Origin of the sequence: Halocola ammonii, assembly GCF_049334165.1 — a bacterium.
In the GTDB taxonomy this organism is placed as follows: domain Bacteria; phylum Bacteroidota; class Bacteroidia; order Flavobacteriales_D; family Sanyastnellaceae; genus JBEGHD01.
The window spans coordinates 45,665-66,314 of sequence record NZ_JBEGHD010000005.1 but is presented as its reverse complement, the minus strand read 5'-3'; the positions used below and the strand labels follow the sequence as shown (position 1 = coordinate 66,314).

Here is a 20,650-nt window from a genome sequence, read left to right as displayed (position 1 = left end):
ACCGCTCATTGGATCGGTACGGTAATAGTCCGAAAGCTGCTGTAAAACAAAATCTAATTTTTATGAAACGCATTAAAATGTCCGCGGCAGTGATTGCCGCATTTTTATTTTTTACTGTTACTTCTTGCAGTAAATATGAAGACGGTCCCGGAGTAAGTCTGGTACCGAGAGACGAAAGAGTGGCCAACACCTGGGAATACGACAAGGTGTATGAGGATGGTGAAGAAATTACTGAGAATTACGATCAGTACGAGCTTTACCTAACGTCTGACGGTGATGCTGAGCTTGATGCAGAGTATCAATTTGGAGGAGTTACAGTGGAGACATCTACCAATGGAACCTGGGAATTTCAAAACGATGAAGAGAATCTATCTCTAGACTTCGAGGATGATGAACAGGACAACACCTACCAGATTTTGAGGCTCACTCAGGACGAGCTCTGGCTCAGAGAAATTGGTGGTGAAACTGAAATCCACCTAAAGGAGAAGTAAAAACAGTAAGCTAATTTTTAAAACAAAATCGCAATGAATAAAATATTTTCAATAGGAATGCTCGCGATTTTCGCGACAACACTTTTCACTTCTTGTTCCAAGTATGAAGAAGGACCTCTAATTAGTTTCAGAAGCAAAAAGGCTAGAATTTCCAACACCTGGCAAATTGAACAAGCCCTGGACGATGGTGAAGACGTAACAGACCAGTACGATCAGTATGAGCTTGAAATGCTTGATGATGGTGATGCTTCACTGGCTGCCCTTTACACCCTGGGCGACCTCACTTTTGAGTACGAAACTGATGGGACCTGGTCTTTTGAAGATAGCAAGGAACAGTTGCAGCTCGACTTTGAAGACGATGATGCAGACAGACTCTATGACATTCTTCGTCTAAAAGAAAAAGAGCTTTGGCTCAAAGAAGCTGGTGGCAACATTGAACTACACCTGAAGCCCTTGTAGATTTTCAAGTATTGCGTGGTATCCACCCACTGCGTAACACAGAATCCATTCAGGTTAATATATTTGACAGAGGGAATCTTCCCTCTGTCATTTTTGTTTAAACACAATCCAATTTGAAACCACTGAAGCTAAAGCAACTTAGGTTAAACTACATTTTTGTAGTGGCCTTTCTACTCATTATCGCATACACGATTTTTTCTTACGTGAAACTCAATAATTCGATAAATGATGTGGAATGGATTTCTAGAAGCGAAGAGTTTCAGGAAAAGATAAGTGAGCTGGCCGATCATTTTGAAGCTGGATTGGAGGCTCACGAAAACTATCTTGAATCCGGCAGGGAAGAATTTAGAGAAGACTATGCCGCAAAAATGAGTCGGGTTGCAGAAAATATTGAGCAAGCAAAAAACGCAGCACGCGACACAACTCAAAAAATACCTCTCCTTAAAATAGACGAGCTTTTGATCGAGCAAAAACAAGATCTCGATGATGCTCTTCATCTCAAAGATCAAAACAGCAGCGAATCTCTGATCAACAACCTGGTTTCTGAAGCCAACAAAAGAGCGATCCGTATCAATGGCTATCTGAGAGATCTCGAAAACCGCGACAAAGCTTTGATGCAACAGCGAATAGCAGATTTCGAAGACTCTACTTCTGACGTGCTTTTTCAAACAGTTCTTTTCGGACTTATCACACTAATCATTGTGGTGGTCGCATTCCTCAAAATTTCTTACGACCTGAAGAAGAGAACTAAAAGTGAGAAGCAACTTTTGGAAAGTAACCTTAAATTCCAGGCACTCTTCGATCAGTCTTTTCAGTTTGTGGGACTCACTGACGCTGCTGGAAAAATGATTGACGCCAATAAACCGGCTCTGGCATTTTTAAAGATGAAGAAAGACGAGATAGAAGGAATGCCATTGGCAGAAATGACCGGAAACATACTCGACAAGCAAGGCAAAAAAACCATTCGCAAAGCAATCAAAACGGCCAGTTCTGGTGAGTTCTTCAGAAGTGATTTACACATTCGGCCAGGCAATGAAAAAACAACGACAATCGACTTCTCGCTAAAACCTGTGTTCAACGAAGAGGGCAAAGTTAGCTTGCTGATTGCTGAAGGCAGGGATGTTACAGAGCTCCACAACATTACGCGTGCACTTGCTGAGTCGAGAGAAATCTACGACTTGGTGCTGCGAGGGAGTAGTGCAGGAATTTGGGATTGGACTGACGTGAATAAAGACGCCACCTGGTGGTCACCTAAATTCTACGAACTGCTAGGCTACAGTCCTAATGAAGTGCAGGCAACCATTCAATTGTTCAGGGAACTCCTGCATCCTGAAGACAGAAAAAGAACTTTCGAACTACTCAACCAGGCACTCAAGGGAGAAAAGTCCTATCAGGTGGAGTATCGCCTGAGAACTAAATCCGGTGAATACAGATGGTTTCACGCTACAGCTCAGGTAAACTTTGACAGCAAAGGAAAAGCGATCCGAATGGCTGGCTCGATCATCGACATTACCGAAAGAAGGAAAGCCGAATCTGCACTCAGTTCGGTGGCACAGCTCATGGCAGCAGCCGAAAGTATTGCGCGCATCGGTAGTTTCGAATGGGACACCAACTCCAATGAAGTGATCTGGTCGGAAGGCATGTACAAGATTTACGAACTTGAAAACGATGAAATCCAGCCTTCCTACGAATACATGACCCGCCACATCGTAAAAGAAGATTTCAAGGAAAATCAAGATATCGTTAGGGAAGCGAGGATGCGCGAAATGCCTTATCAGGTGAATTACCGTATAAAAATCAACGGCAAAATAAAACACCTCAAAGAGCTGGCTCAGGTCAAAAAAGATGAAAATGGGAATTTCGCTGGTTTTGTAGGAACTGTCAGAGACAACACCAACGAAGTTTTTTCTGCAAAGAGGATAAGCGCTGCGATGGAAGATCTGGAAAGATCGAACGAGGAACTGGAGCAATTTGCCTATGTCGCATCCCACGATTTGCAGGAGCCTCTGAGGAAAATCCGCGCCTTTGGCGATAGACTTCTTTCCAAATACGACAAAGACGATACTCTCCCGGGCAAAGAATATGTCGACCGGATGCAGAACGCAGCTGAACGCATGCAGATTCTGATAGACGATCTCCTGACCTTTAGTCGCGTTAGCCGCGGCCAGCAAAGGGAAGAAAAGATCGATCTTCAAAAAATCTTCGAAGAAGTGTCGGACGACCTCAGCGTTACTCTCAGTGCCAAAAACGGAAAACTTATTCAGGAAAATAAGTTGCCACCTTTTATCGGCAGCCGCACTCAAATGAGACAGCTTTTCCAAAATTTACTCGGCAACGCCATAAAGTTTGCAAAACAAGAAACGCCACCGGAAGTAAAAGTGAGCTACCGCAAAGTGGACGCTTCCGAAGTCTTTAGCCACGACAACCAATTTAGTGCTGACTCAGAAAAATATCACGAGATCGTGATTAAGGATAACGGAATTGGCTTCGAGCAGGAGTACGTTGACAAGATTTTCACCATTTTTCAGCGACTCCATGGCAAAAGCGAATTTAAAGGCACAGGAATAGGTCTGGCCGTATGCAAAAAAATTGTAGAAAATCATTCTGGGGTCCTCACAGCCCGGAGCAAGCCCGAGGAAGGAGCAGAATTTTATATATTTTTACCCGATCGCTTATTACTAAAAGATGAATAGAGAAAAGAACAAACGAATCGTTATCCTAATGGCTGATGACGATCCGGACGATCGAATGTTGACGAAAGAAGCTCTGGAAGAAAATAACCTGGCTCACGATCTGAATTTTGTTAATGACGGTGTTCAACTCATGGACTACCTCTACAGAAGAGATGGATACAACGAAACAAATGCCCCTAAACCCGGGCTCATTTTGCTAGACCTCAACATGCCCAAAATGGACGGAAGAGAGGCTCTTTGCGAAATCAAAAAGAATCCAAAATTTAAAAGAATTCCCGTGGTTATTTTAACCACTTCGCGAGCTGAAGAAGACATAATGAACACCTACGACCTCGGTGTAAATTCTTTTATATCTAAGCCGGTGATGTTTAAGGACCTTGTAGAAGTCACCCGTCAAATCGGTGAGTATTGGTTTGGAGTTGTGGATCTTCCAAAAAATTAAAAAATTATGATTGATTCGTCTTATACACTTCTACTTGTAGATGATGATGAGGACGACTATTTCCTCGCCCAGGACTACCTGGAGGAAATGGGAGAAAAGTACAATCTCGAATGGGTGAGTCGCTATGACGAAGCACTCCCAAAATTGGCCAACAACGAACATGACCTTTACCTGGTCGACTTTAGGTTAGGCCGAAAAACCGGACTCGAACTTCTGGAAGCTGCAATCTCGCAAGGTTGTACCAAACCAATTATAATGCTCACGGGAAAAGGCGACCAGGAAATCGACCTCAAGTCGATGAAAGCCGGTGCTGTCGACTACCTGGTAAAAGGTGAAATCAACGCCCATACACTTGAGCGGGCCATTCGATATGCGCTCGAAAATTCAGAAAACAAACAGACCATTCTCGAGCAGCAAGAGCGTTATCAAATGCTTTTTTCGAGGTCAATCGATCCCATTTTTCTGGCTGATGAAAACCTGAAACTTCTCGAAGCAAACAGCTCTTTCTCCCGGTTGACGGGAGTACAGGAAGACCATCTTGACAGTACTCCTCTCAAAAGCATTTTTGTGAAGGACGAAGAGTACGACAACTTCCTGAAAGAACTGAATGAGAAAAAAGCTGTCAACAACTTTCCTGTCTCCATTAAGAAACTCGATGGCTCTGAAGCCCCTTGCACAATTTCTATGGCAGAGCTCAACTATCGAAAGCAGAGTATGACAGGCTATCAGGGGCTAATCCACGACATTTCTGAATTGAGGAAAGCCGAGGCTGACATTCGGCTTGCCGAAAAACTCAGCCTGACAGGAAAGATGGCGCGCATGATCGCCCACGAAGTGAGAAACCCACTCACGAACATCAACCTCTCTCTCGAACAGCTAAAGGAAGACCTTGACGAAGCGGGAATAGAAGACTTGACGATCTACACAGACATCATTCGCAGAAATTCGCACCGCATAAACGACTTGATAACGGAGCTACTAAAATCTGCGAAACCGAGCGAACTGGACTTGCAGCCCCACGACCCAAATGAACTTGTGAAGAGCACACTCGAATTTAGTGACGACCGACTGAAGTTGCTGGAAGTAGATGTTGTTGCGAATTTCGAAGAGTGTAAAGGGAAAGTGAAGTTCGACATGGAGAAAATGAAAATTGCTCTTATAAACATTGTCACCAATGCCATTGAAGCAATGGAGGGCATGGAATCGCCTCAACTGAAAGTCAATACTTTTAATAGCGAAGATGCTTTTAACATTTGTATTGCCGACAATGGACACGGCATGAAAAAAGAAGAAGTCGAAAAGTTATTTGATCCTTTTTATACGGGCAAGAACAGTGGAATGGGCCTGGGAATGACCTCAACTCAAAACATTGTTCAAAGTCACCATGCCCAAATAAATGTTGAAAGCGATCCCGGAAACGGAACCGCTTTCACCATCTCTCTTCCTTTCTCTGGAAAAATCTAGACCTTTCTTCCGGTGATCAATCGGATTAGAATAGCTATCACAGCTAACACTAATAGAATGTGGATAAATGATCCAACTGCATCGGCAAAGCCAACGTATCCAACTAGCCATCCTATTATCAGAATAATGGCAATTAACCATAGTAAATTTCTCATGATTGCGATTTTGTTTATTAATAGTTATAAAGCTGTCCTTTAGGATTTTACTATCGGGCAGGGTTCACATTGTGAGTTATAGAAATGCGCTCTCCAAGCTGGTTGTAGTAAAGGGTAACAAGGGTGTCTTCGCCAGATGAAACATCAAAGCGATAGAGCTCACCTTGACGAGGGGTTGATGCGACATAAATTCCATGAATGTCCCAATCCGAATACTTTGAGTCTCTGAAAGCTCCATCAGTAGGGTCGGGCAAATCATCTTCGTCAATCAAATAGCCTGTCTCGTACTCAACCGCTTCCTGATTCACCAGCGCATATTGCTTTACACCGTCTTCAGAAAATGTTATTCGAACTCTATCTGTGCCTTCTACCCTCATCCAATCTACATCTTCGGCTCCGGGATTAGCATCGCGCAAATAATTTATAACAAGCGTTTCCTCGGTATTATCCAGATTTTGAGCCTGGAGAAAGCCTGGAATGGCTAGCATGATAAAAACGGTAATCATTGAAAATTTCATAACATTTTGGTCTTTATTCTTACACTTCATTTTTCTCAATCATATTTTTCATTCTTTCAGTGTCCTTTATTAGTTCGCGAGAACTTTCTCGTAGCACTGATTTCATTTCGTCACCAACCGGCTTAGTCATTTCTTGTTCCATCGCTTCAAGTAAGTCGCGACTTCCATTGAGGACTTCTCTTAGAATTTCTTTGTCATTAAGTTCGTCATCCAAAAGCATCGCCTGCACGCTACCTCCCACTTGTTCATTGTCAGGCATCTCAGATCTCAACTTCACTTCCATCTGATCCAGTTTCTTGAGCATTTTACTTCTGTCCTCAAGCATGTCTGACAAAAAGCGAGTTGCGATTTGACCGTCTGCGCGGTCTTTTGCTTCTGAAATCAGATTTACACTGTCCAACATCATTTTATCAAGTTGGCGAATGGTTTCTTTCTTTTCTTCAACTGTCATAATCTCTTTTCTTTTTCCCACTCTGTTTCAAAAGCTTTTCCATAATTCTAAAACCCGCTTATCTCCCGCAAAAGGGAGAATCCTCCAATGAGAGAATGATGAAGTTGATGGAGGAATTGTAGACAGTTTTCTACAAAAGCCCAGCAATGGTCACGAGTTAGAGGAGCTACTGGGCCGGATCGAAAGTGGCCTTCAAATAACTGAACAAGGTGGCAGGGTTTTTCTTGGTTAAAGTGAAAATCGAAAACCCAAAAAATTTTTAAACCATGAATAAAGAAGGAAAACTCTCCAAGAAAAGGTTGGCCATACTACTGGAAGACGGATTCAACAATGACGAATTTGAACTGACAAGAGACATCGCCAAAAACGAAGGGGCGAGAGTAGATGTAGTTTCGAGTGGCAACCTAGAGGTTAAGCCCTATGCGGAATCAAATGCCAAGAGAAACAAGCCAGTACAGGTAGATAGCAGCCACACCGACAAGTCCACCTATGATGGAGTAGTCATTGTGTCTGGAGTTATTGACCACAGCCAAATGGCAGAGAATGAAGAAATCAAGGCTTTTATCAATCGGGAATTTGAGGCGCACACTCCCATTGTTGCAATAGGAAGTGGAGAAAAGATTTTGGAAGATGCTGGAGTGTTTGAATCTGTGGACTCACCAGGGAAAAGCGAGAGCACAAAGAGTTTTGTCAGAGGCCAGAGCGTGATGTTCGCCAAAGACATGGAAGACAAAAAAGCATTTTCCGATGAGTTTGTCGACTTTCTTTCTAAGTCCTAGAAACAAACCACAAAAAATAAAACAGGCGGGAGTTTCCCGCCTGAATTTTTTCCTTTAAAATATCTTTTCTTACTAAATTCTGTTTTTGTCGTCCTCTATGTGTTCCTGAGAGCGACCAATTTCTGCTGAAGCTTTTTCCAGCTCATCGAGCATGTTCTCGACATCCTCGCTGCGCAAAAAGCCCCATACTACACTGTGATCCATTTCTGCTTCGCTATTGTAACGGGCGTTTCTCATATTCGCCAAAGCTTCGAGCCCAATTGCTCTGATACGATCATCAGATTCCTGCTCGAGCATATGTGCTGCCTGTCCGGCATTCTGCAAGTTTTCGTAAACTTCCTGATAAACCTGCTCTTCCCGGGCAAATTGATTGTAGTCCATTCCCTGAACCTGTCTTTGCGTGCCGCTTAATAGCTTTATCACATTATTCAAATGCACTTGCTTTTCTTCATCTGTCATCATTTTCTTCTATCTTTTGGTTCACCCTACCGATAGAAAAATCGCGCCATCGGATCAAAAGTCAGGGCGCACAACGACCTTCACTTTTCACAAGAGACATTTCGTTTCAGAAAATCTACATAACGGAGCAACTTGTACCACAAAAAAAGCCCCGGTATCACCGAGGCTTCAAATTATACTTAAATGATTTTAGCTCTTTCTGTTATTCAGTGCATTAGTGATCAGCGGGAATGCAAAGTACTGAAACACGTTGCTGTTCGATCTAAACACGTAGCGATAAAATTCCTGCAAGTCCTTGAGCAACTGCTCAGCAAACTCGCCTTTATCTAGATGCGAAATAATCTGAGTGATCTCTTCAACTTTTTCACTGATAAATTTCTCTGCCTCCTCTTCATCTGCTGGCAACATTTTGCTGTACTCTTCAAAGCGGTCTGCGAAATTTTCGTCAACTGCTTTATAATAAGTGTGCAGGTCGATAGGAGATGAATACGTGCGAAAGTGCGCTTGTTTAATGGCCTCACTTTTTTCAGCCGGATCTATTTCTCCATCCTTGCTTACAGCTGCGTGAAGCGAAATCCAAATTGGAGCGTCTAAAACCTTTTTCTGATCTTCTTCTGAAAGGTTTTTCAATTCTTTTACGAACATGCTTATTTACGAGATTGGTTGATGAAATTCAATTAGTTCAAATCGACTTGAGCAGCAAAGAAATTCAACATTTATTACTGCCCAAATTTTGAAGAAAACAAATTTAGACATTTAGGCAGAACACTGATCATTTCATCCCGCGAAGCCGATTGATTTTCAAATTTTCTTCTTTCAATAGGTCGTTCAATTCTTCCGTTTTCGTTTCCTGTATAGATATTTTCCATAGAGTGCAATTAGTGATTCAACGATTTCATTTGTTTGAGATCCCCTTTCACAATCGACAATCCAAAACGCACACGCAAGGTAAATCACTGATCTACAAATCAATGAAAACAACCCTGAAAAAAGACATCGTTTATTGACGTTGAGATTCTGCGATAGTATTGGGCACTTTTCCCCACACTTCATGTTATGCTAGCCAGGAAAATCTTTAATAGAAGAACTCTTCACAAAACCTGCTTACTGCCTAGCCCAAAGCGGCATACATCCATTTACTGACAAAAAAGAGGGAGCAATTCAGTGCCATGGCACAGATATTCCAACCAACCATGAATGAATCTAATTGAAATTATTTTGGTAATTCTCCTTCCTCCAGTGCCCGTTGCTCTGAGGTTTGGAGTGAGTGGAAAATTACTAATCAGCATAATCTTAACCCTTTTGGGTTGGATTCCAGGAGTTATTTATTCTATCTGGGTGCTGACTAAGAAAAATTGAAAATCAAAAATCTAAAATTGAAATGAAAAAATTAACTACAATATTATTTGCCCTGATTATTACTTCCATCACCTTTGCCCAGTCTGAAAAACCTGAGAACCGGAAGATGCTGGATAAAAAGGTGAGAGCAGATGTAGAAACCCGACTGGATGACAATTACGAAATTACGGATGTCAATTTTGAAGAAACTTACATCATGGTTGAAGCTACGGATGGAGAAGTAATTAAAAGAACCTTTTTCACTCCTGTTGGAGAATTTGAAGAAACCATCACCAAAGCGAGTTTTACTGCACTTCCCAAAGGTGTAAAAACAGCTTTTATGGCAAGCAATTTTTCTCACTCCGATATTCAGGAAGTATTTTTTGTGGAAACGCTCACAGAGGAGTTTTTCTCTATTAAGCTTCTCCGTCAGGGAGAGGTTCGCTACTTGTTTATCGACACAGAAGGCGAAGAGCTGAAAAAGCCAAAGAAACTTTTGTTTATGACGGAAGTCTAAACATGATAATCTCAAACTGAAAAGCGGAAAGACTCCGGACATTTGAGTTCGGGGTCTTTTTTTTGCGCCAAATTCCAAAGGCGCTCTCAGTTATCGAAAATCACTAATTTTCACCGCCAGGCAGGTTTTTGCTGGTACGGACTACAATTAATTGGCTAAAATGAAAAAACTCAGAAGCTCGATTAAGCGGGTATATCAGAAAACGGTGAAAAGCATCGCCTTTTTGCCAACGATGATTTCATTCCTGTTCTTCGTCTTTTTCTTTACCATCAGGGCTTTTGAGGACACTGAGCTCAGTCATCAACTGGCGAATATTGCAAAACCACTCCTCGTTTCAAACATCGCAGATTCCCGTCTGATTCTAGGGTCCATTATCGGTGGACTCATTTCGCTAATCGTTTTTAGCTTTACGATGGTCATGCTTGTGCTCAACACAGCTTCTTCTACCCTTTCGCCCCGGGTTCTACCCGGCCTGATCACGAGAAAAAACCATCAGGTTGTTCTCGGTTTTTACGTTGGGTCTCTTACCTACTCCATTCTTTTGGTCATCAAGCTTAGTGAACAGAGCGTGCCTTCCTGGGGAGTTTTCTTCGCCATGCTTTTTATGCTCCTCAGCTTTGCTTTTTTTGTCTATTTCATCCACTCAATTTCGGTTTCAATTCAGGTAGATAAAATTGTAGAGAGCATTTTTAAAGAAACTCGGAAAGGAATGCATGCCCGGCAAAAGAAATACAGCGCGTTAAAAAGTCAGCCCTCTTTTCCTGAAACCGATGGTTGGTTTACATTAAGGGCAAACTTGCCGGGGTACTTCAAAAACATAGACAAGAAGCAGCTCATAAGCATTCTGCAAGAACACGACCTGGTTGCAGAGATCACAGTAGACATCGGATTTTTCACCGTGAAGAATTATCCGTTTTTGAGAGTCAACAGAGATCTATCAAACGAGCAGGAACTTTGCGAACGCATAAAAAACTGTTTCACTTTTTACATTGAGGAATACGTGGGATCACACTACACTTTCGGCATGAAACAAATTTCGGAGGTGGCTGTGAAAGCGCTCAGCCCGGGGATAAACGACCCGGGCACCGCAGTGAAGTGCACCGACTTACTTTTTATGCTTCTGCTCGAAAAATTGTCGATTCCCGAACGGGAGTTTGAAGTTGACGAGAATGGCAAACTCAGAGTGATGTACAGATCGCTAACCCTGGACGAACTGCTCTTTCTGAACCTCACTCCAATTAGGCAATATGGTCAGTCTGATTCTTTGGTCATGCTGAATTTACTGGAAGGTCTTAAAAATCTCGCCTACACCGACCAGCACTCAAAGGCATACACAGCTACCTTAACGCGGTTTTCTGAAAGCCTAATCGTTGAGATGAAGAAAACCATCAGCACAGATCAAAGCAGAGAGCGAATCAACAGAATGATCGGTCGACTCAACGAACTGCTTGATGAAAGAAAGCTTGAAAAGATTTAGCCCAGGTCGATATCGTAGGCATTGATTTTATTGTAAAGCGTTTTCCTGTCGACCTTCAAAATCTCAGCAGTCTTGGTTTTATTGTAGCCGGTTTTCTTCAACACTTCCAAAATTGCTCGTTTTTCAGCTCTTTCCGCTACCGATTTCAAATCGGTAATCTCATCCTCCGACTCGTCATTCTTGAAAGCGATAAAAGAAGGGTGAATAATTTCATCAGGAAGGCAGGTCAAATCAATTTCATCTCCTGAACTCAAGAGTGTAGCGCGTTTCACCACATTTTTGAGTTCTCTGAGGTTACCATGCCAGTAGTAGTTTTGCATTTTCTCTACCACTTTGTCGTCAAAACCTTCCACTTCCTTATCTAAAGCTGCATTGGCTAGCTCCAAAAAGTAGTGCGCAAAATCCATCAGGTCACTCTTGCGCTCTCTGAGCGGAGGTAGTTCAATTCTAAACTCGTTGAGCCTGTAGAAAAGATCTTCTCTAAATGTTCCTCCAGAGACTGCATTTTTCAGGTTTTCATTGGTTGCCACCAGGACACGAACATCGATTTCAATGTCCTTGGTTCCTCCAACTTTCTTGATCACTCGCTCCTGAAGTACTCGGAGCAATTTTATTTGATTTTCGTAAGAGAGGTTTCCTATCTCATCGAGGAAGAGTGTTCCACCATTGGCCAGTTCAAAGCTACCCGGCTTATCCTGAACAGCGCCTGTAAAAGCACCTTTCACGTGACCAAATAGCTCGCTTCCGGCCAATTCTTTTGGAAGGGCGCCACAGTCGATAGCTACAAATGGCTTATCAGATCTTTTGCTTTTGGCGTGGATAGTTCTCGCAGCCACTTCCTTACCCGTACCAGTCTCACCGAGAATAATCACCGACATATCTGTAGGGGCGATCAGCTCAATAGACTGGTGGATTTGCGTGGCTTTCGAACTAGTACCTTTCACGTAGTAGTATTCGCCATACTTCTGACGCTTCGAGTCTGTCTGACCTTTGCCACCCGACTTACCCGATTTTTTCTTGGACGCACCAGATTTGCCCGAGGCTGCGGGTGCTGCGGTTGCACCAGGAGACATCTCCATGGCACTTTTGATGGTGAGCAGAATTTCTTCCGGTTGAATGGGTTTTGTCACGTAATCAAAAGCTCCTGACTTTAGCGTTTTCACAGCAACCTTCACATCTGAGTAGCCTGTGATCACAATTACCTGTGTTTCGGGACGGTGTTTGCGGATTTCTTTGATGAGATCGAGGCCATTGAAATCAGGAAGTCTAAAGTCACATAACACCACATCAAACTTCTCTTTGACCAACATTTTCAGGCCATTTTCACCGCGAAAGGCTTCTTCGACATGAAAGCCATTTTTGCTCAAGTATCTATTGAGCAGCATGCAGATATCTACGTCATCATCTATGATCAGTACTTTCTTCATTTCCTTAAGAGATAAGTTTTAAGCAATTTATTGTTGCTCATTCTCTACAAACCCCGAACCCACTCAAATTTACCTCAACCCGGAACGAGTCTGTAGTTCTTTGATTTACTGTTCTTTAAATACGGTAAACTTCTTTTATTCCCGCTTTCATCAAACAGACGATTTACCTTTTCAAACCATCAAACGGGAATAATGTTCTACATTTTACAGAGTTTTACCACAATCAATTGCAAGAGAAACTGTAGTTCGTCCTGCTGCGTTGTGCACCAGATCAATTAGCTACATTCTGCATGGTGACATGCCCTACCCCAACTGAGAATTATTGGGTAATGAGCACAGAATAAAGTGCAAAATAGTCCCCAAACCATGAAGTTTAAATAAGTACAAAAGCGGTAACAACTCGTCTCATCGCGCTGAATAACTGCGACTTAGCATTGACGCAAGGAACTTCGAACTACAGAGGCACAGTTTTTTCGATTATAGACTCAGAATCCCTAAAACCGAAAAGCATTATGTATCTATTTAGTGAACACGATTTCAAAAACCTACATAAAAATAAAGCAGAAACTTCGGTTAGCATTTTCGTGCCGATGGAAGTAGCAGGCAATTACGAGAAGAACCGCATAGGTTATAAAAATGCCGTTAAAAACGTAGAAGAGAGACTAGAGAAAAGAGGCACGGATCGCGAAATTGTCGAAAAAATTCTCGAACAACTAGCAAGCCTACAGGATAACAAAGAATTCTGGGAGAACCAGTCTGAAGGATTAGCTGTGTTTGCAACAGCCGACTTCATGAAATACTTTGAACTTCCCATAAAATTTGAAGCTTTTGAGTACATCTCTGATCATTTTTACCTTCGATCGCTCAGCCCAATGCTTTCAGGAAATGGTGAGTTTTTCATCCTGAACCTCACGAAGGACAATGTAAAACTCTATGAGGCTACAAAATATAGTATTGCCGAGATCGACACGACCGATTTGGATGCAGAGTCCATTGTTTTTCAAGAAGAGTTGAAAGACACAAGCTCACTGCAGCACCATTCATCTGGTCAAACAATTTACCACGGCCATGGTGCGCCTGATGATCAAGATCGTCAGGACATTGAACGCTATTTCCGAAAACTCTCGGATGAGCTGGATAAAATCTTAAAATATTCTGATGCTCCTCTCATGGTAGCGTGTGTAGATTACCTCTACCCGATTTTTAAAGAGAAAAACAATTATCAGCATCTAATTGACGACCATCTTTCAGGAAACTACGAGCACAAAGATTTATTCGAGTTGCACGAAGAAGCCTGGGACGTGGTGAAGGATCGATATGAATCCAGTTACGAAAAAGCGCGCGAAGAAATTGGCGAGTTGCGATCGAAAGATCGAGTTACTGATGATATCAAGTCCATCTTCTTTAATGCACAGGATGGAAACATAGAAAAACTCTACATCAAAAACGGTCAGGAACAGTGGGGAAACTTTGACGCAAAAACCGGAGAAGTGGCCCTCAGCGATAACTTTGAAGAAGGCTCAACTGACCTGTTAAATCTGGCGGCCATTTCAACTGTAGAGAACAGCGGAAAGGTTCAGCTAATTGACGAGCAATACCTAAAATTACTGGGAACTGACAATCCAGCTCTGGCAGTGCTGAGATATTAATCTCAAAAACAAACATAACAAGCTTCGTAAAGGCTACTCCGGATGGAGTGGCCTTTTTTCTTTTTGAGGCGTAAATCTTCTTGAATGACTTTAGCGAGGAATGTGGAAAATTGATAGGTAGTTGGTCAGCAGCTTTGGATATGGAATAATTGGTTTAGGCACGGCTACTGAGATTCTCAATAGTATCTTGCAAAACCGATCTCTCCAGTGGCTTACCTACGAATGCATCAGCTCCTTCTCGCCTGGCGCGATTTTTTTCTTTAGGTCCGTCATAAGCGCTACAAACAACAATCTTCACATTCGGTAGCTTTTCTTTTATTTCAGGAATAAGGCTAAAACCATTTCCATCGGGTAGATTGAGGTCCAGAATAATGAGCTGAGGGTCGAAGGGAACTATTTTATCTGAGGCCTCTTCCAGAGTATTCGAAAAATCAGTAATAAATCCATTCTTCTTGAGCACCGCTGCCAGAAGTAAACAGATATCCTGCTCGTCATCTATTATTAATGCCTTACGTGTTGCTGTCATCATTGAGCCCATCACCTTTCGTAGATTTTTTTACACACTTTAATGGATTCACTTCCCGTCCCATGTTCACTTGGCATTTCAAATTTCAAAAGTGTAATTTGTATTTTTCTCTAAACCTTCAATTCCTCAGGCGCTTAGAAATTGAAATGCATTTGGAACCAGTAGTGGAACAAAAGTTTCAACTCCTACTGAGCAAATACTGTGAAAATCGTAAAGAAAAGTTGAAGATTTAAACACAGCGGAATTGGAACCAAGGTTTTGGTTTCTGACGATGGCAAACTTTTCGGTTTTGATTGTTACTTTTTAACTCGATAATTCTGGAATTAAACAAAATATCAAATGGAACTGAATAAATTTAAAACACTGAGCGAAGCAACCAAAGCTCTCTCGGAACAAGGCTTTGACAAGAATTTCAAAATGTCTGACGGCAAGCTGATGTGTCTCGAAACACAGGAAAAGTTCGATAAGAACAACGTGGAAATCGAAGCATTTCACAGATTTGAGGGAACGTCAAATCCGGATGACATGTCTATCCTCTATGTGGTAGAGTGTGGAGAAGACACGAAAGGTCTTGTTACTGTGCCCTTCGGGACTTACGGTGATAGTGAGTTGACTAATTTTATGCGAGCTGTAGAGATCGATGCAGAAGACAATTAGTCCGAAGCATACTCAACCTATAAACAATTTGTAATTTAACCCCACAGAAAAACCATTCATGTTGAACACATCAGATAAAGAAATTACGCTATTTTATGACGCCAGCTCAAGAGATGGCACTCAGACACTTGCCTACGCCAAGGGTAAAGGCATAGCTGTCAATGATATCGACATAAGAGGCGACAAAGTGACCGGAACAGAGTTGCTGACTCTCGCAAGAAAGTTAAAAACCGACCTCAAGAAGCTGATTAACACTGAACACCCAGACTTTAAGGATAATTATAATGGCTTTCCGGAAGATGAGGAAGACGTGATTAAAATGATTAAAAGCCATCCTGAGATTATGAATGTGCCAATCGCCATAAGAGGGGACAAGGCCATAGTCATTAATACGCCTACCGATATTTTGAAGTTATGAAAAAAGCGGAAAGAGAAGAGTTTAAAGCTTTCACTGAAGACTTGCTGAATCAGGGCAAAGAGTACGTTGACATTCAAAAAGAATTGATTCAACTCGAAGCCACCGAGAGAGCAGCCAAGTATGCCGGAAGAATTTTGGCTGGCTCAGTTCTATCGCTCCTGACTTATCTCGTTGTGATGTTCGCTAGTTTCGGGCTTGCCTTTTATCTCGGTTCAATTTATAACAGTCTATGGATTGGCTTTGCCTGGGTGACCGGTGGATACGCTGTTTTGTTGTTGATTCTTTTTGTTTTCAGAAAACCATTATTGCGAGTTCCGTTTATCAACCACGTTATCAAAACGCTTATCCATCCTTAAACTTCGATGACCATGTTTGAAAACAAAACCAAAGTCACAAGCATCACGACCCTCTACAGGAGGAAGGAAGAATTGAAGAATGAGTCCTTGAGAGTGCGCATGCGGATGAGCGAGACAGTAAAAGACATGATGTCGAGCGATACGGTTGGAAACATGATTTCCAGTCCATCGATGTCGGCCAATCCATTCACTCAGATGATATCTGGAGGTTTGCGCGCTTTAGCGTTTCGTTTACTAGGCATGCACAAAAGCCCCGGGTTTTTCAAAAGTATTTTTTACTCCCTGGCCGATCGCCTTTTACTCATGATCAGCCCTAAGATAAAGGATGAAATTTGGTCCTTAATCAAAAAAGTCTCTTCAAAAGTTTCCCCTGATGACAACGAAAAGAACGATTCAAGAACCGATTGACCTGACCTATAAAATTCTGGTCATCACGGCACTGCTATTTACAGGCGCCTATTTTTTTGGTCAGATTTTCATGCCTTTCTTGTTTGCTCTAATCCTGTCGTTGGCCTTGCTCCCCAGTTGTCAGCGTCTCGAAGGTATTGGATTCAACAGGTTCTTTAGCATTTTCACTGTGCTCATCGTACTTTCGGTAATAGTTCTGGGATTTGGTACTTTCTTCTACTGGCAGTTTAAAAACTTTGCTAGCGACTTGCCCAAACTCAGTGTGAAATCTACCCAGCTAATTAGCGAATGGCTTCAAAGCATTGAAAATTCACTTGGAATTTCACTGGATGACCCGATGACCCAAATCCAGGACAATCTTTCAGGAATTTTGCAGACAAGTAGTGGAATCTTGCAAGGCACTTTTAGCACAGTGTCTCAGTTCTTCACCTTTTTGGTGATGGTTCCGGTTTACACTTTCTTTATTCTCTACAGCCGCAACAGGTTGAGAGTTTTTATTGAACACCAAAACCGAAAAGGTCGCAAGCGTGATTACCTCGGTCTGGTTGACGATATTAAAGACTCAGTGCGCGATTACCTGAAAGGAATGAGTATCGTAATTCTAATCATTGCCGCATTGAACACTACTGGCTTATTAATCATCGGTATCGATTATGCCATTCTACTGGGTGTTTTTTCAGCGCTGCTAACTGTCATCCCATATGTCGGAGTAGTGATAGGTGCATTAATTCCAATATTTGTGGCGTTCATCACAAAAGACTCTTTGATTTACCCAGTAGCGGTGGTCGGGCTCTACTCTCTTGTGCAATTTCTCGAGGGCAACCTCATCACGCCTCGAATACTTGGAAACACGGTACATCTAAACCCATTGATCATCATCCTGGGCCTTGTGATGGCAGGTTATTTAGCTGGCATACCAGGTATGATCATTGCCGTGCCTGTTTTGGCAATAATTAAAATTGCTTTCGAACACAGCAGAACTTTTAGCAGCGTGGCTACACTTCTGGGAGAAAAAGAGTGACATTTAAGAATTGGGGAAAAAAATCCCTTTTTCCAGAAATTCATTCGACAGGTACACCTCCAATAAGCTCTGCAACACACCAATTTTCAGTCTTGGCCTGACTTTTTCAATAGAATCCTCAAATGATTAAAAGTCAAAGTGATGAACGATAGAAATAAGAAAAACACAAATTACCTGATCAAGCTTATTCCGGTAATCGTGATATTCTTGATCCTTGTTCTGATTTACTCACTCACAAGCAGCCATCTTGGCTTGCCCTCAATGAGTAACTTGTTTATTGATTGAAACCCACTCTACCTATAAAAACTAAAGCCCTGACATGCACAGCATTGTCAGGGCTTTTTTATTATAAGATTTTTTCTATCGAGGCCAAATGGCTAAACGGGCTCTGCTCCCTGATCGGCCTCTGGAACTGGTCCTCCAGTGTTATCAATCACTTTAGGTTCGTCTATATCATAATCGATCTCCACGCCATAGCGATCGCTCAGGTAGTCATAAACTTCCTTTTGTCGGTGAGAAAACGACTTCACAATTTTGGGAACTACTGTGATTGCGTTTGGGTCGTGCTCTTTGAAAAATGCGATTAAATTCTTTTTAAAACTAGTTGCCATTATCTTCTAGGTTTTATTCTATTCTACGGCCTTTCGGGCCAGTGTTTCAATTCGACTTCAATTAATTCTTTATAGTTTGCCGGGCTCTAATCGAACCTTCATCGGTAATTCGGTAACGTACATCCTCTGGAGGAAATTCTCCACTTTGACTCACTTCTTCGGCCAGTGAGGGAGTTGCTTCTTTGAGCTCATGCAAAATTCGATGTATGTCTTTAAATGCAAGATTCGCTTCACCCAGTAGTTTGTTGAGCTCCGATGCGGCAATGGTTTCACGCCCCATTTCGTTGTGAACATAATAAAGTGCAGCTAAAACCATTTCCCCGTCTTCGGGTACCGAAAGCTTCGACAAATAAGACTTTAATTCTTTTGCTGATTGATTCATTTGGATTTCAAAAAGGTCTAAGTTAAAAAATAGTGCATTCAAGTCTTGAATTAAGAAAACTAAAACCAGTTGATCTTCCTCTCGGAAAACTCCAGCACTGCTTCAAGTTCTCTCAGTAAGTTTGAATGGACAGTTTTACCTAACAATTTCGTGCCATCAGAGACTGGCAACAGATCAACCTGAAATCCACCTGGTGAATTAGGTCCATTGCCCTCCATTCAGAAATTAATCCAGTGGAAGAGGATAGAATTTTTTCCCCATTCCTCCAGCCATTCTCTACAAATTGAAAATACTCAACTTTATGACAACGCTCCAAAATACGCCAGCAGCAGGAATCAAGAGCATTCAGGCCGATCTGGAACGATTTTGTCTCTTTCTCATACGAATCTGAAAAATGAAATTACTATGGACGATAAAGAAAGAATTTCTCTGTTAAACGAATTGATCACAAAGAATTACGATGCGGAAAAAGGATACAAAGAAGCCGCGGAAAAAGCATATGATCCAAATCTGAAACGATTCATGGAAAATCATGTGGCGCAGCGCTATCAATTTGGCCACGATTTGAAAGGCGAAATTAAGGCGCTAGATGGCGAAATCGACAAGGGATCTAGCTTAGCGTCCGGAGCTCACAGAATGTGGATCAATATGAAGGTTCCACTGAGCGACAACGTAGACAGATCCTTGGCTCATGAGTGTATTCGCGGTGAGGAGAACGCGCTCAAGGATTATCAGGAAGCTAGAGAAAAAATCGAATTCCCTCTTAGCACTAACAAAATTTTAGATGATCATATTTTTAAAATAAAAGAGGCTATCAACTCGCTCGAAGAGTTGATGCTAACCTATCAGAAAAAATCAGCTGAAGAAAACTCATAAACCTAAATCCTCCCATTTGGACTGAATGGTCCGGCAAGACTAATTTATGAGTGAGAGCTCTGCGACAGCAGGGCTCTTTTTTTTGATTGTTAATCAATCAATTGAACTGCGAAACTCACTAATTTTTCATTACCTTTCTGTCCTTCTCGACCTGATAAACCAATGTGAATGATTGACCCAAATGTAGAATCTCAAAAACACGAGGGTTATGAAACGGATTATCAAGGATTTCAACTCGCTGAGCGATCGTCACTTTTCGATGATTAAGCGCCAGTATCCTGCGGGGTTTGGCGATAGCGATCTCATCGCATTAAAGACCGCACAAGGCGACTACTTTGACGCACTCGAAGTTAAAACCAAGGAGGCGATTTATCTTGTGAAAGTAAATCACGACATGCTCGAGCGAATCGATCAGGTAGAAGAACTGTCGGACGACCAAATAGCCGCAGAAGACATCATTCCCGAAAAGTGGTAAAAGAAGAAAAACCCAGACGGCAACTGCTCATCTGGGTTTTCGGGAGATTCGATTTTTCTTTCTGGGCTAATCTTTTTGCACCCAGGCTGAGTACATCCAATGCTTTTTCTCCAAAGTTTCTGTGAGGTCCTGCATCATTTTTTGAGTTCCAATGTCTCCAATTTCCAGAGCCTCGTCCATAGCATCAACCATGCAGGAGAGTAAAATCTCATAATCTTTGATCAACGCTTTCACCATTTCATCACTAGAAATTCTTTCTTCAATTTCTTTGATTTCTGCGTGTTGCAGGAATTGTGCGTAAGTACTGTAGGGGAACGATCCGAAAACGCGAATGCGCTCTGCAAGACTATCTACAATTGTTGCAGACTCCAGATACTCTTCTTCAAATTTTTCGTGAAGTTCAAAAAAATCGGGGCCAGTTATGTTCCAGTGAAAATTTCTCACTTTCTGATAGAACACACCGTAATTCGCCAGTAACTCGTTCAATCTGGACACAAGTGACTCTACTTCTTCGCTGGTGAAACCAAGTTTTGTGAATGCTTTTTCCTTTGCCATTTTGCTAATGTTTTTAAGCTATTTGTTATTGATTCTTTCCCGGGGA

The 20,650-nt window shown here is 42.0% G+C and carries 27 protein-coding genes; 17 read left to right on the top strand and 10 right to left on the bottom strand.

All coding sequences use genetic code 11. From position 1 onward, the window contains the following. Nucleotides 1-62: 62 nt before the first annotated feature. From ABHV44_RS06510 to ABHV44_RS06490, 5 genes are all read left to right on the top strand, one after another. The gene (locus tag ABHV44_RS06510) at nucleotides 63-491 is read left to right on the top strand and encodes a lipocalin family protein (protein WP_459073861.1); all 429 of its coding nucleotides are present in this window, start codon (nucleotides 63-65) and stop codon (nucleotides 489-491) included. Between the two features lie 33 nt (nucleotides 492-524). Beyond that, complete coding sequence (locus ABHV44_RS06505) at nucleotides 525-950, top strand: hypothetical protein (protein WP_459073860.1); 426 nt, start codon at nucleotides 525-527, stop codon at nucleotides 948-950. A gap of 113 nt (nucleotides 951-1,063) precedes the next feature. Further along, nucleotides 1,064-3,643: a PAS domain-containing protein gene (locus ABHV44_RS06500; RefSeq protein WP_459073859.1), complete on the top strand. Its 2,580-nt coding sequence runs from the start codon at nucleotides 1,064-1,066 to the stop codon at nucleotides 3,641-3,643. Then, entirely contained in the window at nucleotides 3,636-4,085 is a 450-nt protein-coding gene (locus ABHV44_RS06495) for a response regulator (RefSeq protein WP_459073858.1), read from the top strand. Before ABHV44_RS06500 ends, ABHV44_RS06495 begins: the two co-directional genes overlap by 8 nt. A 6-nt stretch (nucleotides 4,086-4,091) precedes the next feature. Further along, the gene (locus ABHV44_RS06490) at nucleotides 4,092-5,549 is read left to right on the top strand and encodes a two-component system sensor histidine kinase NtrB (RefSeq protein ID WP_459073857.1); all 1,458 of its coding nucleotides are present in this window, start codon (nucleotides 4,092-4,094) and stop codon (nucleotides 5,547-5,549) included. Here ABHV44_RS06490 and ABHV44_RS06485 read toward each other — a convergent pair. Genes ABHV44_RS06485 through ABHV44_RS06475 form a run of 3 tightly spaced genes read right to left on the bottom strand, consistent with a single transcriptional unit; the run spans nucleotide 5,546 to nucleotide 6,673 of the window. Continuing rightward, a complete protein-coding gene (locus tag ABHV44_RS06485; RefSeq protein ID WP_459073856.1) occupies nucleotides 5,546-5,704 on the bottom strand; it encodes a lmo0937 family membrane protein in 159 nt (52 codons plus the stop codon). The genes ABHV44_RS06490 and ABHV44_RS06485 overlap by 4 nt on opposite strands. A gap of 50 nt (nucleotides 5,705-5,754) precedes the next feature. Continuing rightward, nucleotides 5,755-6,222: a hypothetical protein gene (locus tag ABHV44_RS06480; RefSeq protein ID WP_459073855.1), complete on the bottom strand. Its 468-nt coding sequence runs from the start codon at nucleotides 6,220-6,222 to the stop codon at nucleotides 5,755-5,757. A 19-nt stretch (nucleotides 6,223-6,241) separates the two neighbouring features. Further along, nucleotides 6,242-6,673: a hypothetical protein gene (locus ABHV44_RS06475; RefSeq protein ID WP_459073854.1), complete on the bottom strand. Its 432-nt coding sequence runs from the start codon at nucleotides 6,671-6,673 to the stop codon at nucleotides 6,242-6,244. Nucleotides 6,674-6,939: 266 nt separating this feature from the next. On the opposite strand from ABHV44_RS06475, the gene ABHV44_RS06470 reads away from it, so the two are divergent. Beyond that, a complete protein-coding gene (locus ABHV44_RS06470) occupies nucleotides 6,940-7,452 on the top strand; it encodes a DJ-1/PfpI family protein (RefSeq protein ID WP_459073853.1) in 513 nt (170 codons plus the stop codon). Nucleotides 7,453-7,524: 72 nt separating this feature from the next. Here the strand turns inward: ABHV44_RS06470 and ABHV44_RS06465 are convergent, their stop codons facing one another. Both ABHV44_RS06465 and ABHV44_RS06460 read right to left on the bottom strand, forming a co-directional pair. Then, complete coding sequence (locus ABHV44_RS06465; RefSeq protein WP_459073852.1) at nucleotides 7,525-7,914, bottom strand: hypothetical protein; 390 nt, start codon at nucleotides 7,912-7,914, stop codon at nucleotides 7,525-7,527. Between the two features lie 186 nt (nucleotides 7,915-8,100). Then, nucleotides 8,101-8,556: a hypothetical protein gene (locus tag ABHV44_RS06460; RefSeq protein ID WP_459073851.1), complete on the bottom strand. Its 456-nt coding sequence runs from the start codon at nucleotides 8,554-8,556 to the stop codon at nucleotides 8,101-8,103. Between the two features lie 552 nt (nucleotides 8,557-9,108). Here ABHV44_RS06460 and ABHV44_RS06455 point away from each other — a divergent pair. From ABHV44_RS06455 to ABHV44_RS06445, 3 genes are all read left to right on the top strand, one after another. Further along, a complete protein-coding gene (locus ABHV44_RS06455) occupies nucleotides 9,109-9,270 on the top strand; it encodes a YqaE/Pmp3 family membrane protein (protein WP_459073850.1) in 162 nt (53 codons plus the stop codon). 22 nt (nucleotides 9,271-9,292) lie between these two features. After that, on the top strand, nucleotides 9,293-9,766 hold the full coding sequence (locus ABHV44_RS06450) for a hypothetical protein (RefSeq protein ID WP_459073849.1): 474 nt from the start codon (nucleotides 9,293-9,295) through the stop codon (nucleotides 9,764-9,766). Nucleotides 9,767-9,926: 160 nt separating this feature from the next. Continuing rightward, a complete protein-coding gene (locus ABHV44_RS06445) occupies nucleotides 9,927-11,243 on the top strand; it encodes a DUF2254 domain-containing protein (protein ID WP_459073848.1) in 1,317 nt (438 codons plus the stop codon). On the opposite strand, the gene ABHV44_RS06440 is transcribed toward ABHV44_RS06445, so the two are convergent. Continuing rightward, nucleotides 11,240-12,670: a sigma-54-dependent transcriptional regulator gene (locus ABHV44_RS06440; protein WP_459073847.1), complete on the bottom strand. Its 1,431-nt coding sequence runs from the start codon at nucleotides 12,668-12,670 to the stop codon at nucleotides 11,240-11,242. The genes ABHV44_RS06445 and ABHV44_RS06440 overlap by 4 nt on opposite strands. 512 nt (nucleotides 12,671-13,182) lie before the next feature. Between ABHV44_RS06440 and ABHV44_RS06435 the strand changes: the two genes are divergently transcribed. Continuing rightward, nucleotides 13,183-14,319: a baeRF7 domain-containing protein gene (locus ABHV44_RS06435; protein WP_459073846.1), complete on the top strand. Its 1,137-nt coding sequence runs from the start codon at nucleotides 13,183-13,185 to the stop codon at nucleotides 14,317-14,319. Between the two features lie 154 nt (nucleotides 14,320-14,473). Here ABHV44_RS06435 and ABHV44_RS06430 read toward each other — a convergent pair whose 3' ends face one another. Next, on the bottom strand, nucleotides 14,474-14,848 hold the full coding sequence (locus ABHV44_RS06430) for a response regulator transcription factor (RefSeq protein WP_459073845.1): 375 nt from the start codon (nucleotides 14,846-14,848) through the stop codon (nucleotides 14,474-14,476). A 336-nt stretch (nucleotides 14,849-15,184) separates the two neighbouring features. Between ABHV44_RS06430 and ABHV44_RS06425 the strand changes: the two genes are divergently transcribed. From ABHV44_RS06425 to ABHV44_RS06405, 5 genes are read left to right on the top strand one after another with little or no spacing between them, the layout of a single operon-like run. Further along, entirely contained in the window at nucleotides 15,185-15,502 is a 318-nt protein-coding gene (locus ABHV44_RS06425) for a hypothetical protein (RefSeq protein ID WP_459073844.1), read from the top strand. Nucleotides 15,503-15,560: 58 nt separating this feature from the next. Further along, nucleotides 15,561-15,920, top strand: a complete 360-nt coding sequence (locus tag ABHV44_RS06420; RefSeq protein ID WP_459073843.1) for an arsenate reductase family protein — start codon at nucleotides 15,561-15,563, stop codon at nucleotides 15,918-15,920. Beyond that, nucleotides 15,917-16,276 (top strand): phage holin family protein, encoded by a 360-nt coding sequence (locus ABHV44_RS06415; RefSeq protein ID WP_459073842.1) that lies wholly within the window; start codon nucleotides 15,917-15,919, stop codon nucleotides 16,274-16,276. The genes ABHV44_RS06420 and ABHV44_RS06415 overlap by 4 nt, the downstream gene beginning before the upstream one ends. A gap of 12 nt (nucleotides 16,277-16,288) precedes the next feature. After that, on the top strand, nucleotides 16,289-16,684 hold the full coding sequence (locus tag ABHV44_RS06410; protein ID WP_459073841.1) for a hypothetical protein: 396 nt from the start codon (nucleotides 16,289-16,291) through the stop codon (nucleotides 16,682-16,684). Further along, nucleotides 16,650-17,705, top strand: coding sequence for an AI-2E family transporter (locus ABHV44_RS06405; protein WP_459073840.1), 1,056 nt, complete (start codon nucleotides 16,650-16,652; stop codon nucleotides 17,703-17,705). The genes ABHV44_RS06410 and ABHV44_RS06405 overlap by 35 nt, the downstream gene beginning before the upstream one ends. Before the next feature lie 377 nt (nucleotides 17,706-18,082). On the opposite strand, the gene ABHV44_RS06400 is transcribed toward ABHV44_RS06405, so the two are convergent. Together ABHV44_RS06400 and ABHV44_RS06395 are read right to left on the bottom strand one after the other, a co-directional pair. Continuing rightward, nucleotides 18,083-18,316, bottom strand: coding sequence for a hypothetical protein (locus tag ABHV44_RS06400; RefSeq protein WP_459073839.1), 234 nt, complete (start codon nucleotides 18,314-18,316; stop codon nucleotides 18,083-18,085). A gap of 61 nt (nucleotides 18,317-18,377) precedes the next feature. Beyond that, nucleotides 18,378-18,698 carry a hypothetical protein gene (locus ABHV44_RS06395; RefSeq protein ID WP_459073838.1) on the bottom strand — a complete coding sequence of 107 codons (321 nt, stop codon included), beginning with the start codon at nucleotides 18,696-18,698 and terminating at the stop codon, nucleotides 18,378-18,380. Nucleotides 18,699-19,103: 405 nt separating this feature from the next. On the opposite strand from ABHV44_RS06395, the gene ABHV44_RS06390 reads away from it, so the two are divergent. Next, nucleotides 19,104-19,574, top strand: coding sequence for a ferritin-like domain-containing protein (locus ABHV44_RS06390; RefSeq protein WP_459073837.1), 471 nt, complete (start codon nucleotides 19,104-19,106; stop codon nucleotides 19,572-19,574). A 208-nt stretch (nucleotides 19,575-19,782) separates the two neighbouring features. After that, a complete protein-coding gene (locus tag ABHV44_RS06385) occupies nucleotides 19,783-20,049 on the top strand; it encodes a hypothetical protein (protein ID WP_459073836.1) in 267 nt (88 codons plus the stop codon). A gap of 66 nt (nucleotides 20,050-20,115) precedes the next feature. Here ABHV44_RS06385 and ABHV44_RS06380 read toward each other — a convergent pair whose 3' ends face one another. Continuing rightward, nucleotides 20,116-20,604 (bottom strand): Dps family protein, encoded by a 489-nt coding sequence (locus ABHV44_RS06380; protein ID WP_459073835.1) that lies wholly within the window; start codon nucleotides 20,602-20,604, stop codon nucleotides 20,116-20,118. Nucleotides 20,605-20,650 lie beyond the last annotated feature (46 nt).